Origin of the sequence: Candidatus Kirkpatrickella diaphorinae (genome assembly GCF_025736875.1) — a bacterium.
In the GTDB taxonomy this organism is placed as follows: domain Bacteria; phylum Pseudomonadota; class Alphaproteobacteria; order Acetobacterales; family Acetobacteraceae; genus Sorlinia; species Sorlinia diaphorinae.
Map to the genome: position 1 here is coordinate 1,287,293 of NZ_CP107052.1, position 14,194 is coordinate 1,301,486.

The window sequence follows — 14,194 nt, forward strand, 5'->3', positions numbered from 1 at the left end:
CGGACCTGAGAAAGTTACATGACGAATCTGACGTTTGATGACGTTCGCGCGGCCCATGAGCGCATCCAGCGTCGTATTCTGCGCTCGCCGACTGTACCCTGTGAGGCACTTTCAAAGCGGCTCGGCACGGAAATCTGGCTGAAGCTTGAAAATCTGCAGGCCATCTCATCTTTCAAGGAGCGCGGCGCCGCCAATAAACTGGCGCTTCTGACGGAAGATGAGCGTGCGCGGGGGGTTATTGCCGTTTCAGCGGGCAATCATGCTCAGGGTGTTGCCCGCCATGCGCATCTTCTCGGCATTGACGCCACCATTGTCATGCCCCGTCACACACCCTCGGCAAAAATTGAGCGCACCCGGAAATGGGGAGCGCAGATCGTCGCGGAAGGTGAGGATTTCGCTGAAGCCTCCCTGATTGCCGAAAAGATCCTTGAGCGGGAAGGACGTGTGCTCGTCCATCCCTTTAATGACCTCGCTGTCATGGCAGGTCAGGGGACTTTTGCCATTGAATTGCTGGAGGACGCCCCGCCCCTCGATTACATTGTCCTGCCGATTGGCGGAGGCGGGCTGCTGAGTGGTTCCGCCATTGTCGCGCAATCTCTGAGTCCGCAGACGCGTATCATCGGCGTGCAGGTGGAGAGCTATGCTTCTCTCGCCCGCTTCCCCGCGGAAAGTCCTGCGCTTGGCGGCTCAACGATTGCTGAAGGCATGGCCGTCCTGAAGCTCGGTGCGCGATGTCTGGAAACGGTGCAGCCCCTTCTTGACCGTGTGCTGATCGTTTCGGAACTGGAGGTTGAAGCCGCCGTGGCGACTCTTGCCGAGCAGGCGCGTGTTGTTTCGGAGGGGGCGGGCGCCGCCGCACTGGCGGCCGTCGTGAAATATGCGGAAATCTTTGAGGGGAAACGCGTCGGGCTGCCGGTGACGGGCGGCAATATCAGCACGCGTGTTTTTGCCAATGCGCTCCTTCGGGCTTTACGCCGCGATGGACGGATTCTTTTCCTCAGTATGCAGATCCCTGACCGTCCCGGCCTGCTGGCCGATATCGCACGTCGCATCAGCGAAGCGGGCGGCAATATCATTGAGGTCTCCCATCAGCGGCTCTTTGCGGAGCCCTCCGTCCAGTCGGCTGAATTGGAGGTGATGATTGAGGCGCGAGATGGTGCCCATGCCGAGATCATTCAGCATTCCCTGTCGCAGGAATATAAGCTCATGCGTCGTTAGACAGAGAGGCGCCACGCGCGGCGAGAGGCCCCGTGACGTGGCGTCAACCTGCAAGCCTTTCCGCTGCTTCGTGACGCCACTGAAGGGTCTCAGGCGAGCAAACCCTCCGACTGAAGCTTCTCAATCACTGAGCGAATGCGATTGCCATAAGTATGCTCAGCCAGGGTGCGCTCCTGCGCGAGGCGTGAGGCGCGATACCGGGCCGCATCATCTTTGATATACTTCTCAACGACGCGTTCAAAATCGACCAGATTTGAGAAAGGCGGAATTTCCTCCGTCGTGAAATAGCGGCGCATTTCATAAGTGTCCTCATGAAACACCTGAAACGCACCGGCAGCCGCGGCTTCGAAAGTGCGGGGGCCCGGTGTTGAGGGCGTGATGACGTAGCGATTATTCTCGAAATGCAGAGAGCGCCCGAGATTGAGAACCATTTTGGAGCGCCGATAAAGCTCAATCAACTGGTCTTTCTCAATGCGCGCATCCGAGAAACCTGTGCCGAATTCGCCCCAGCCCGGCCCGATGATCTTGATATTTAGCTGAGAGAGGACCGGCATGAGGGACGCCACAACATCTTTACGGCTCGTAAAAGCGACACCGCAGAAAAGCACGTCAATCGGGCGATCACCCTCTGCCGTCAACGGGACATAATGCAATTTACGGCTGGCCGCGAGCGGCAGGTGATAAACCCGCTCACGCTGATAAAAATTATGGCCCCAATGGTCGCAGGAGAATACGACGTCAAAGTCATTTGAGATCCGATAATGCGCATCCTGCTCATAGGGATCCTCTGTTGCCCAGAAAACGGTCACCGCCCCGATTTTACGGGCTTCACGACAGACCTCACCGAAATAGGTGCTCTCCGGCAGGTAAGACCCGATGGCAAAAACGATTGTCGGTTTCAGATATTGGATAGAGGCCGCGGCGCCGCTAATATGCACGGAAGCCACATTTTCCTCACCCAGACATTCAGCCCAGCCATCCATGACAGATTCACGGACCTGTGCATTGGCCTGGGATTCAAAGCGCCCGCCGCTACAGACCAGTACACGGTGCTGCACGGCAACGCCCTCATTGAGGCTTCTCTCCACTTCCTTGCTCTTTCGCGCTTTGGGCTTCGCGTTCGTCTTTACAGCCATCAACCTGCCTAACCTCTATCAAAGCTATATTTGAGAAATCGCAAGGCTTCGCGTCAGAATTTCTTCCACACGCGCCTTGAAATCATTCGGGTCGCAATCATTCGTTACGGCAGCGAGCGCCTCCAGACGCACGCGATGCCAGATTTCCGCGTCATAATAAAGTGAAACCATCTGCCGGGCGAAGGCGCGCGGGTCACCCGCCATTGCGCTGAGGAGCGCGACATCGTTCTTCCAGCCGACCTGCCGCGCCAGAAGGTCCGTCGCGACAATCGGAATGCCGAATGACGCCGCCTCATGCACTTTGTAGGGGAGACCCCCGGCATATCGCGTCGGCGCCACGAAAACGCGATGACTGTCATAAAGCGCCTTCAGATCCCGGACAGGGCCGACACAGCGCACATAGGGTAATTCCCGCCATGCTTTGATATCGAGATCCGGGTCCATATATCCTGCAATTGTCAGGAGGGGCGGGTCATCAATCATGGCATGAAGATGGGGAAACACCTCTTCAATAAGCCATTTCAGACTGTCGAAATTCGGTGTGTCTTCCGCGTAAAGCGCTCCGACAAAGAGAAAATGATGTCGCTCCTGGAAGGGACGTTGAGTCGGGTCCGGTTCCAGCGCATGTCCCAGGATTGACACATGCTCATACCCCGCGTCCCGCACCATTTTGGCCTCATCGGCCGAGACCGCGACAATCTGCTGGCAGAAATGGGAGCTCGCCAATTCATCGCCGATCAATTCCGCCATGGATCCCTTGATTTTAGGGGCACCGAGAATGCGTGCTTTCTCAAAACGGCGCGGCGTGTCGATCACCTCCGTATCGAGAATGACGCGCTTCATCGGAAGGTAACGACCATGCTCCGTCACGATCGGCAGCAGACGTGAGAGATTATGTGTCCTGCAGATCCAGAGAATATCGTAATAACCGGCACGCTCTTCAATGAAGGAGGTAAAGCGGTCGAGATGCCAATCCGTCAATAACTCCACATCATCGGGAAAATCATGGACGAGATCCGCCGGGTCATTCGCCTTGTCCATCATGGGGAATACGCTGACCTGATACCCCAGGGCACTCATCGCCCGGACGACTTCATTGGAGCGCACATAGCCGGAACCCAGCCGCCGCACGGGCAGGCGGTCCTCAATGACGAGGACGGTCTCCCGCCCCCTTTTCTGCTCACGCCCCAAGACCGCATTGCGGACATGTGGCGGCGGTTTGGCGAGTAAAAGCTGCCGGTGACGATTGAAGAAAACGCGATGGTTGATCTGGATCCAGTCATGGGAGTCGGTCAGGCCGAAGCTTCCACTCTCCATATGTTCAACCGCGACGGACGGATCATAGACGATCCTTTTACCGGATTTGAGCATACGAAGGCAGAAATCCGTGTCCTCAAAGTAGGCTGGCGCGAATTTCGGATCAAAACCGCCTAGCTGTCGTGCATCTTCAGTACGCACCATCAAAAATGCGGCGGAACAATAATCAACATCGCGAACAAAATTGGCCTCGCCAATGTTCGGATCATCCTGACGGCGATAACCGTAACTCGCCCCATCGCGCCAGATGATCGACCCGGCCTCCTGAAGGCGCATATGTGACCGGATGATCTTCGCGCCGACAGCACCAATATCCTCGGAGGATTGCAGGCGATGAAGCGCATTGGCGACAGCGTTGGGGAAAAGCTTGATATCGTTGTTGAGATACAGGCAGAACGCGGACCGGACACGCGGCAGAGCCTCATTGGCCCCGAGGAGGAAACCGATATTATAGGGGAACCGCATGACGTGCAGACCGTCAACATGGTTCTCAATCTGCCCGGACAGATCGCTTGACCCGGAATCGACGATAATGACCTCAATCGGGCCGTCATAATTTGCGCGTAACGATGCCAAAGCCTGCATCGTCAACGCAAATTGATTGCGCATGACAAGAATGACCGAGATATCAGGCTCACCATGGCAGGTGAAATCAAGGCGCCCTCTTAAGGCAATATCAGCGCATTGCTCGGCCTCCTCAAGGAAAAGCATGCGCGTCTCACGCTCATCAAGCTCAACTGCACCATGCGTCTCCCCCACCGGGGCGAATTGCGCGCGCATCCATTGCCGGAACGGGTGATCCGCCTCCCGATCCGCCATCGGGCCGAGTTGCCGGAAGCGCACTATCCAGGGGCCGAGATCAGTTTCCGTATCGGGTCGACGCCCCTCATAGGCGCCATGACGCAGAAAATGCTCATAAGCGTTGCGGAATATACCGCCACGGAGAGCAGGCACGACATCCGGGTAAGCCTCCCGATAGGCTGATTCACTGAATTGCGGCAGGGGATCAAAACGCTCGGGCGTATCATTTGTCAGATAATGATGAAGCGCTGATTGAAAAAGCTTTTCTGCAATCGCCTGTGCCACTTCCGGATATTTGGCCAGATACCAGTCCGGATCGAAAAACCAGGATAAACGTGGCTCACCCACCGTGCCGATCGACGGGTTGAGCGCATTGAGATAAGGATGCCGCCCGGCTTGATCAGGTGAGGATTGCGACTGGAACCAGGCACGCGTGACGAACGGATCAAAAAACGGACTGCCCGTCAGCGTAAGCGACACTGTGTTGCTCAGAAAATGCGCATACCCATTCGGATATCCATGTGCCTCCAGCCAGGCATCGTCATATCCCGTATAGCTCCAGCGATATTGCTCTTCCGAGAAAAGCCAGTGAGGAGAGCGGATGCGGAACCCTTCCTGACAATAATGCTCAAACCCACTGGAGAACACGCCCTCCTTGATGGCCTCGCGCACCTCGGGATATTTTGCGCGATACCAGCCCTCATCGAAATAAGGGTTGGGGGAGAGGCCGGCGGCGGCGCCGACAGCCTCATGATAATGACTCAGGTCCGTAAAGCCTTGCGCAAGAATCTCCCCACGCAGGTCAGGTTTTTGCTCAAAATACCACGCTTCATCAATCTCCGCCCAAAGGGGGAGGCGATCTCCGAAAGCGGCGTAATAGCTCACCAAGTCCGGCCATCCTGTTTCTCGACCCGCTGACGGATCGCGCCCTCAAATCGCGCATCATCCTCAGGCGTCAGGCTTCTATATCGCGACTGCACCAACTTGTTTTCCTTCAGCTCAAGCTCAATTCCGATCGCTTTAAAGCCGTATGATGTGCCGATCGTATTGACGAGGCAAACGTCATAGAGCCCTGTGAGATCGGAGTGATAGCCCGCTTCAAGGTCAATATGCCCCTGGAATCCAACGCTGAGAGGCGCTTCATTGAACACACTCTGCACATCGAGGCGCGGCGCGCGCTGCAACCCGAAGAAAATCACCTGCGCGCCATCACGTGATATCAAAGCGAGGAACATATCTCCCGCGCGATCAAAGCGACGCATGAAGCCCCACCCACGCGTGAAAAACTGAGCACTCGGCAGATTATCCGACCCGTCGCCCTCCTGCCCGAGCAAGTCCGCAAACGTGTCGATAAAGAAGAGGAATTCGGCCGACTCAAAATACCATTTGCGCTGCATCAGACGATCCAGCTTGATACCGCGCAGAACACCGTCCCGCCCGGCCACGCGGTCAAAGCTGTTGAGCACGACCTCATTTTCAGGGATTTGATTGCGCAGCCCGATCACTCTCGCGCCCTCAACTTCGATAATGATGGGCGTCAGGAGGAAAGATGCCGCGCCATTAACGATATTGACAAGGCCGATCCGGAACGACCCCTCACACCATTTGCCACGCAAGGCGGCCTTGCCCGAGAAACCGGAACGCAGAGGCGCATTTGGCAGGAAGGCCGTCACATCCCCACGTGCTTCGCGTGAGCAGGAAACGAAAATGACCGTGTCATCATCCTGACTGATCAATGCCGTGTAAATTGCACCGGATGAGTTGCAATCCGGCAGGACATACCACCCGCGAATATGGAATTCATCCGCAGGCTGGAAGGTTTCCAGCCCTGAACGCGACAGCACGCGGTGGCAGACATCGTCAATGTAATATTCCGCACCCTGGATTCCGACCCAATCCGTTACAGGTTCGGGCAGTTCAATCATCAGGTCATGCTGGGTCGGCGGGTCAAAAATATGGCGTGGAGGCGCCTGGTGACGCCATGATTTATGCGGCAGGATATGTAACTGACCCGCATCGACCTGCAGCTCCGCCGTGCCGAGGGCACGGTGGGGCGCGATGTCATGATAAAGTGTGCGCATCTTATCGGCGTAGTCGGAAGCCGTCACCCATAATGCCGGGGTGATGTTCTGCATGATCTCCTTCCGCATAAATTCGGAGGAGCGAAGCAGTTCGAGGCGCTCAAGCACAACGTCGGGACGACCGATCGGCACCTTAAAGCCATTAACGCCGTCCTCGACACGGTCACCCAGCGCGCCGACATCTGTCACGACGGGGATGAGTCCGCTCTGCCATGCTTCGGACAATGAGATGCAGTAGGTCTCCGGCCATATGGAGAGGTTGAGCGCGACATCAGCAACGGTGAGCGCACTGATATCACCCGCATTATAGCGTCCGTAGAATTTAACGTTGTCACGATTCAGACCATGAACAACGGCTTCATAATCGGGGTGGATATACCCGAAAATATGAAACTCGAAATGCTCCGGATGCGCGATTTCCAGCAGGTTGATGATGGCGTCCGCGCCTTTAGTGCGCAGGAAATTACCGATAATCGCCACGCCAAGAGGTCTCCCCTCAAGCGGCGCGTAGGATTTCGGCGTGACGGGGAACGTTGTTTCCGGGGACGGCACGCCGTAAACGCAGCTGCGCTTATCATCCAGAACAGGATAAATCTCATGGGTGAGATTGCGGGAATAAACAGTACCGAAAAGTATCGCGTCCACACTGCGCAACATCATGCCGATAAAGGCGCGCCGCGTCTGGTCACCACCATAAGCGACATTATCCGTGATTTTATGGATAATGTCAGAGGCCAAGACAGATCGAACCTGACCCTCATCGAAACGGAGATCCTGATTCAGAAGATTATAGCGGGAGGAAATCAGCCAGAAATCATGCGCTGAGAAGACGACGCCCGCCCCGCAGGCTTTCGCGATGATGGGCAGAGAGAGCGCATGATGGCCCAGATGCTGGATATGCACGATATCGATATTGTGACGCCCGATCACCTGAGAAAAAGCACGTTCCTCCGCGGCATCGCACAGGGCGTCGGTCCAGCCGATTTCCTCGACATCGTGCTGCTCAAGTTCCCGGCCATTGGCCGTTGTGAGACGACACACAGTACCGCGCCGCAACCAGTAGAAAAATTCGATCTCACGACCGAGAGAGGCGCATAAGGTCTGTTGATAAACCTCGACCCCGCCCCAATCCTTCTCGAAAATCGTGGAGTGGGTGCACATCAACACCCGCATCTTGCCACGACGCGGGCTGATTTCCGTCGGCGCCACATGACGTTTGAAATTCGCACCCGTGATGTCAGCGATTTTCTTCAGTCGATGCTCATAAAGATGGGCGGAGAGGACGCTCTCCTGCGCTGCCCGCGCAGCACGCTGGCGGCGTGTCTCATTTTCAAGCAGGTCATGAACGGCGTTCACCATGCCATGCGCATCCCGCACGACGGATACACCCTCAACATCCGAGAAATACTGCATGTCCATGGCATCCGGCGCCTCGATCACCTGCGCGGTGCCAGCGAGACCCAGCTCATAGAAACGCGGTCCTGGCGCTGTGGCCTGGCTGACATCACCATGGCTGGCATAATCACGGAACATTGTCAGAGTCACCGCACTCGCATTGGCGAAATCGATGAAAGATTCATGACTTACCGGGCGCTGAATGGCCAGCGCCGCAAGGTCGGCAGGCAATGGCGGCAAATATGGGTTGCCCGGGCAGATCAGCTTCATGCGCGCTTCCGGAAAAGCCGCCACGATCATTTGCAACGTCTTGACCCGGTTGGGCCACATCGTCCCCGCAAAACAAATGTCATAATCAAGGGCTTTGGCCGATTTGATGGGGCGCTCATGAATTGAGGCACTCGCGGCCAGTGGAAGATAATGCCCCTTCTCTCGATAACTTGCGGCGCAGGACGGATCATTTGTGAAGACATAGTCAAAAATCGCTGCATTATTGACATTGAAGTCAAGCATGAACGGATCTTCAAATGTCCAGAGAATAAGCGTCTTGAATGCGGCGCGGACGCGACGGATCAACGGCAGGTTAAGCCTTTGCGCGTCGAGGCAGATCAGCGTGTCGTGCTCACCCGAAGCTGCAATTTCGGCGAGCGACATATTATCCGCCACAACCACATTGCCATGCCCAAAAACCGCCTGCGCGGCGCGCTCGACGCAAAGCGTCAAGTAGGAATTGGGATTATGCGTAAAATTCGTGTTGTAGATTACCGTCATTCATGCCTCACAACCGCATACTGCAATATCCGAACTTCCTGGCGAAGTCGCGCGAGCCGCTCGACGCAGTGAAACTCGTCCATCAATTTTCAAAAAGAGTTTATTAACCACATCGGGGAAAAATCCAACTCTAAAAATACGTTTTTTAAGTCGGTCTCCGACCGTTCTTCTCCCCTTATTGGGCGTTCGCCCGGCGTCGCAGGATATTGAACATCTTGCAGCCCAGCGTGCGCGCCATTTTTCTTTCATAGAAGTAAAACGGCATGTGCCGGATGTGAAAAAAAAATTCCTCAACATTAGGCACGGCCATCCAAATTTACTCCAGGAATTGCAAGGCGCGGGCAAGACGTCCAATTTTCGTTATTGGCGCATCTTATGACGATTTCAGCTATTAAATTTTCTTACGAAGTCATTGTAACGTCTTTTCTTTTCCCAATTATTAAATAAGTTTTTTTCTAATTCATATAAGCCTTAAGGCCGCGTTCGCGAGATTGTGTTCCAGATCGGAAAAGTGATTCGCGCGTCATCGCATTGCGACACGTGGCGCTCGACGAGATTTTAAGGTCAAGAAAGCATGTCCGGAAGTATTCACCCGCGCGGGGGGCCTGATGCTTGAGATGCATGGTCATGAGTGCTTGAAGTAAAAAACGTCGAGGCGGTCAATCGAGACAAGTCTCCGCATCATATCCCGCCAGGGACGTGGCTGACGGAATATGATGCGCCGCGCGCAGAACCGGGGGCCGACCCATCTCGACCGGCACAAAAAAAAGGCCACCCCGAAGGATGGCCTTTCTTTGAGTTTCGAGACGCTTAGGACTCTGTGCTCCGGCGACGAATGGCCGCACCGAGAATGTCGCCCAAAGAGGCACCACTATCGGATGAACCATATTCGTTGATCGCCTGCTTATCCTCCTCGACCTCACGGCCGCGGATTGTCAGCGCCAGCTTACGTGCTGCCTTATCGACAGAGACAATTTTCGCATCGACTTTTTCACCGACAGCGAAGCGCTCGGGGCGTTGCTCCGCCTTGTCACGCGCAAGTTCCGCCCGGCGGATGAAGCCGCTGAGAACGTCATCGACCTTGACTTCGATCCCGTTGCTCTGAATGGCGGTCACAACGCACGTCACGACATCACCCTTGTGCACGCGGGACAATGTGTCCGCAGCCGGGTCATCATGCAGCTGCTTGATACCGAGGGAGATACGCTCTTTCTCCGCATCGACATCCAGCACCTTGGCCTGAACGACCTGGCCTTTCTCATATTTCGCCATAGCGACCTCGCCGGCCTCATCCCAGGAGAGGTCGGACATGTGCACCATGCCGTCAATATCCGCGGACAGCCCGACGAAGAGACCAAACTCCGTAATATTCCGGATTTCACCCTCAATGACGGACCCGACCTTGTGCTCCTCAGCGAACTGCTCCCACGGATTACGCTGCACCTGCTTCAGGCCGAGGGAGATACGACGCTTGCCGCTATCCACGTCAAGGACGACGACATCGACTTCCTGCGATGTGGAGACAAGTTTGCCCGGATGGACGTTTTTCTTGGTCCAGGACATTTCGGAAACGTGGACGAGACCTTCAACACCCGCTTCCAGCTCAACAAACGCACCGTAATCGGTGATGTTGGTGACACGGCCCGTATAACGCGCGCCCGGCGGATATTTAATGGCGATATTTTCCCACGGGTCCGCTTCAAGCTGCTTCATACCAAGGGAAATGCGCTGCGTATCTGAGTTGAAACGGATAACCTGCACGCGCACGGGCTGGCCGATCTGTAGAGCTTCCGCGGGATGGTTGATGCGCTTCCAGGCAATGTCCGTGACATGCAGAAGCCCATCGACGCCGCCAAGATCAACGAAAGCGCCGTAATCCGTGATATTCTTGACGACACCGTCAAGGATCATGCCTTCCTTCAGGCCCTGAATCAGTTCGGAGCGCTGCTCGGCACGGGTTTCTTCCAGCACGGCACGGCGGGAAACAACGATGTTACCGCGTGCACGGTCCATTTTCAGGATCTGGAAAGGCTGGGGCTGACCCATCAGGGGCCCGACATCCCGCACGGGGCGGATATCGACCTGGCTGCCCGGCAGGAAGGCCATCGCACCACCGAGATCCACAGTGAAGCCGCCTTTGACGCGCCCGTAAATTGTGCCATTGACGCGCTGATTATTGGCGAAGGCGCGCTCGAGCGAGGTCCACGCCTCTTCACGGCGGGCTTTCTCACGGGAGAGAACGATCAGGCCGTCTCGATCCTCGTAACGCTCGACATAGAGCTCAATCACGTCGCCAGGCTTGACATCCGCGGCCACACCTGGGGGGGCGAATTCCTTAAGCGCAACGCGCCCTTCACTTTTCAGACCGACATCAACGATGGCGAACTCGTCATTCAGGCGAATGACCTGCCCCGTAACGACGGACCCTTCGAACCCGCTATCCGAGCCGAGAGTTTCTTCAAGGAGAGCGGCGAAATCCTCATTGCCTTGGGTCTGGGCTTTGTTTTTGCCCGATTCAAGAGTAGTGGCTGAAGCCATGTGGTATTAATTTCCTGCCCCGGAAGTTTACTGCCAGGACGTTGTTTGCGCAGATCCTGTGACCCACGACGTGCTTATTTTTTGAAATAAGCCAGGGATGAAAAACCCGCAGACGGGCGCGGCGCATGCCGTGGGGTGTTCTGGGCCTTCTGACCCTTCCATGTCAACATAAAACGCGAAATTCAGCGGTTTTCTGCCGTCATCTTTGGGTGGCGGGCCACGATATCCAAAGCGCGCGCCAGAACCTGATCCGGCGTCAGATCATCCGTTTCAATCAGGATCGCATCTTCAGCCCGCTTTAAAGGCGAGACGCTGCGCGCGGAGTCGATATGGTCACGCGCTTCAATTTCCGCCTTCAATTGGCTTATCTCGGCCGCGCTCGGGTCATGGCCATGATATTGCTGATAGCGGCGCACGGCGCGCGCATGTGCTGAAGCGGTGACGAATAATTTTATATCCGCATCGGGAAAAACAGCCGTGCCAATATCCCGCCCATCCATGACAGCCCCATGTGCGGCGGCAAAATCCCTCTGGCGTTGCAGCAACGCGGCGCGCACGGCAGGTTGCGCCGCCACGAGGCTCGCTGCGCGATCCACCTCTGGCAGGCGCAGATCATCGCGTTTGAGGTCAGATGGCTGGAGGCGGGCCGCGACATCGCTGGCATCGTCACCTTCGCAATCCCGCCCTTCCAGCAGCATGAGGCGCCCGACCGCCCGGTAGAGAAGACCGGTATCGAGATGCGGCAGGCCAAGATGCTGCGCCAGCGCGACGGCCAAAGTGCCCTTCCCTGCGGCAGCGGGCCCGTCAATGGCGATGATGAGGGCTTTCAAAGTCCGGCGCCTCTCTCATTCATGAGATCAATAAAACCGGGAAAGCTCGTATTGATAAAGCCCGTATCATCGACATCAATCGGGTTGGGCGCGGCGAGGCCGAAAATAATGGCGCTCATCGCCAGACGATGGTCCATCAATGTCTCCACCCGCCCGCCACCAAGGCCGTTACCATCCGGACGCCCCTCAATGACAAGGTCATCGCCGTCGATGCGCGCGGTTACATGGTTCGCCTTCAGCAGCGCGAGCGTGGCATTAAGGCGGTCACTCTCCTTGACGCGCAATTCACCCAGTCCCCGTAGGCGGGACGTACCCTCGGCGAAAGCACAGGCGACGGAAAGAATGGGATATTCATCAATCATGGATGGCGCCCGCTTTGCAGGCACGTCGACCGCCTTGAGGGTGGAAGCCTTGACCCGCAAATCACCGACGCGCTCACCCCCTTCCCGGCGGACATCCTCAATCGAGAGTTGCGCGCCCATTTCCTGCAAACTCTTGAAAAGGCCCGTCCGCAGGGGGTTGAGCCCGACATTCCGGATCAGAAGGTCCGAACCCGGAATCAACAAGGCCGCAACAATGGGAAAGGCCGCTGATGACGGATCACCAGGGACAATGACATTTTGCGCATGGAGACGGGCCGGACCCGTCAAACTGATGAGCCGCCCGCCGGATTCCGTTTCCCTGACGGTGACATCGACACCGAAATAACGCAGCATATTTTCAGTGTGATTACGCGTTGGGGTCGGTTCATCAATGCGGGTTTCACCCTGCGCATTGAGACCGGCAAGGAGAATGGCGGATTTAACCTGAGCAGACGCCACGGGCAGCCGGTAATGGATGGGCGTTCCCTGCGCTGTGCCGACCACCGCCATCGGGAGACGCCCCCCTTGCCGCGTCACGAAACACGCCCCGTTTTTCTGGAGTGGGTCCGTAACGCGCTTCATCGGGCGCGCGCGCAGGCTGGCATCACCCGTCATGAAACTATTGAAGGGCTGCGTTGAGAGTATCCCCGCCATCAAGCGGGCCGCCGTGCCGGAATTGCCCATATCGAGCACATCGTCAGGCTCTCGCAAACCTTGTGCGCCATGGCCCTGGACGATCCAACGCGCGCCATCCTGTCTGATCTCCGCCCCGAGGGCGCGCATGGCGGATGCCGTGCGTAAAACGTCTTCCCCCTCCAGCAATCCTGAAATTTCCGACCGGCCTTCAGCCATGGCGGCGAGCATCAGAGCGCGGTGGCTGATGGATTTATCACCCGGCACCACCACGTCGCCGCGCAAAGGGGCAGGGGCGCGCTGGACACGCAGAGGAGCCACTTGGGCAGACATTGCATTATTCTCCGCTCGGTCAGACATTCCCGCTTCATCCCGCTCCGATGCGGTGATGTCAACTTGAAATGGCGCAACACCCGCCGCAATCGCCATCAGCGACAGGCAGCAGGGGATTTTTCTGCATCGCGCTGCAAGGCTTGACCACCCTTAATCAGGCGGGTTTTTGTGCAAAAGATGCGCATGGCGGCGGGGCAAACGTATTTGACAGAACCCGCATAAGCTGGCATGGCCGCGTTTGAAGCGGCGTCTGTCGCATGTCCAAATCCCGAGATCAGGATCAATAGGCGTAACCATGGCGAAACCGGAACTGGGTCTGAAACGCGTATGCGTTTCCTGCGGTGCAAAATTCTACGATCTGACACGCAGTCCTGCGGTCTGCCCCAAATGTGGTGTGGAGCAGCCGACAGATATGCCGCGTCCCAAGCGCGTCGATGAAGCCCCGGTAGATCAGGTTAAACGCGTCGCGGAGGATGATCGTAGCGAAGATATTGACGTCGATCTGGATACGGATGAAGACGAAGATGACGTCATTGAGGATGCTGCCGATCTGGATGATGATGATGACGATCTCGGCGCGGAAATCGAGGTCAATACGGATTCTGACGACCACGAAAATTAGGCCCGTACGGAAACAGGCTGGTTCCTGGTGGAATTTTTCCTGCCGGGGGCCTGTTTTTCTCTTTTCCGGGCTTTTCTTTTCGGTACCGGTTTCAGCGCAGTCCCTTGCGGCTTCTGACCTGGCTGGTCAGCTTGCGCGCGGACGAAGCGCATCCGTT

Annotated in this window: 8 protein-coding genes; 2 read left to right on the forward strand and 6 right to left on the reverse strand. The window is 56.5% G+C overall.

Translation table 11 applies throughout. The annotated features are described in order from the left end of the window. The first annotated feature begins 18 nt into the window (after positions 1 to 18). Positions 19 to 1,218, forward strand: coding sequence for a threonine ammonia-lyase (locus N5W20_RS05735; protein WP_319806214.1), 1,200 nt, complete (start codon positions 19 to 21; stop codon positions 1,216 to 1,218). 89 nt (positions 1,219 to 1,307) lie between these two features. On the opposite strand, the gene N5W20_RS05740 is transcribed toward N5W20_RS05735, so the two are convergent. The 6 genes from N5W20_RS05740 to aroA form a co-directional block, all read right to left on the reverse strand. Further along, the gene (locus tag N5W20_RS05740; protein ID WP_319806215.1) at positions 1,308 to 2,354 is read right to left on the reverse strand and encodes a CgeB family protein; all 1,047 of its coding nucleotides are present in this window, start codon (positions 2,352 to 2,354) and stop codon (positions 1,308 to 1,310) included. Between the two features lie 24 nt (positions 2,355 to 2,378). Then, positions 2,379 to 5,357, reverse strand: coding sequence for a glycosyltransferase (locus tag N5W20_RS05745; protein ID WP_319807845.1), 2,979 nt, complete (start codon positions 5,355 to 5,357; stop codon positions 2,379 to 2,381). Then, positions 5,354 to 8,719 (reverse strand): glycosyltransferase family protein, encoded by a 3,366-nt coding sequence (locus tag N5W20_RS05750; RefSeq protein WP_319806216.1) that lies wholly within the window; start codon positions 8,717 to 8,719, stop codon positions 5,354 to 5,356. Before N5W20_RS05750 ends, N5W20_RS05745 begins: the two co-directional genes overlap by 4 nt. 810 nt (positions 8,720 to 9,529) lie before the next feature. Then, positions 9,530 to 11,257 (reverse strand): 30S ribosomal protein S1, encoded by a 1,728-nt coding sequence (gene rpsA / locus N5W20_RS05755; protein ID WP_319806217.1) that lies wholly within the window; start codon positions 11,255 to 11,257, stop codon positions 9,530 to 9,532. A gap of 182 nt (positions 11,258 to 11,439) precedes the next feature. Next, on the reverse strand, positions 11,440 to 12,087 hold the full coding sequence (cmk, locus tag N5W20_RS05760) for a (d)CMP kinase (RefSeq protein ID WP_319806218.1): 648 nt from the start codon (positions 12,085 to 12,087) through the stop codon (positions 11,440 to 11,442). Continuing rightward, positions 12,084 to 13,442 carry a 3-phosphoshikimate 1-carboxyvinyltransferase gene (gene aroA / locus N5W20_RS05765; RefSeq protein WP_319806219.1) on the reverse strand — a complete coding sequence of 453 codons (1,359 nt, stop codon included), beginning with the start codon at positions 13,440 to 13,442 and terminating at the stop codon, positions 12,084 to 12,086. Before aroA ends, cmk begins: the two co-directional genes overlap by 4 nt. Before the next feature lie 268 nt (positions 13,443 to 13,710). Between aroA and N5W20_RS05770 the strand changes: the two genes are divergently transcribed. After that, entirely contained in the window at positions 13,711 to 14,037 is a 327-nt protein-coding gene (locus tag N5W20_RS05770; RefSeq protein WP_319806220.1) for a TIGR02300 family protein, read from the forward strand. Positions 14,038 to 14,194 lie beyond the last annotated feature (157 nt).

Coding starts and splice junctions, on each gene's coding strand:
- N5W20_RS05750 (WP_319806216.1), bottom strand. CDS start 8,719: ATGACGGTAATCTACAACACGAATTTTACGCATAATCCCAATTCCTAC.
- aroA (WP_319806219.1), bottom strand. CDS start 13,442: ATGTCTGACCGAGCGGAGAATAATGCAATGTCTGCCCAAGTGGCTCCT.
- rpsA (WP_319806217.1), bottom strand. CDS start 11,257: ATGGCTTCAGCCACTACTCTTGAATCGGGCAAAAACAAAGCCCAGACC.
- N5W20_RS05770 (WP_319806220.1), top strand. CDS start 13,711: ATGGCGAAACCGGAACTGGGTCTGAAACGCGTATGCGTTTCCTGCGGT.
- N5W20_RS05735 (WP_319806214.1), top strand. CDS start 19: ATGACGAATCTGACGTTTGATGACGTTCGCGCGGCCCATGAGCGCATC.
- N5W20_RS05740 (WP_319806215.1), bottom strand. CDS start 2,354: ATGGCTGTAAAGACGAACGCGAAGCCCAAAGCGCGAAAGAGCAAGGAA.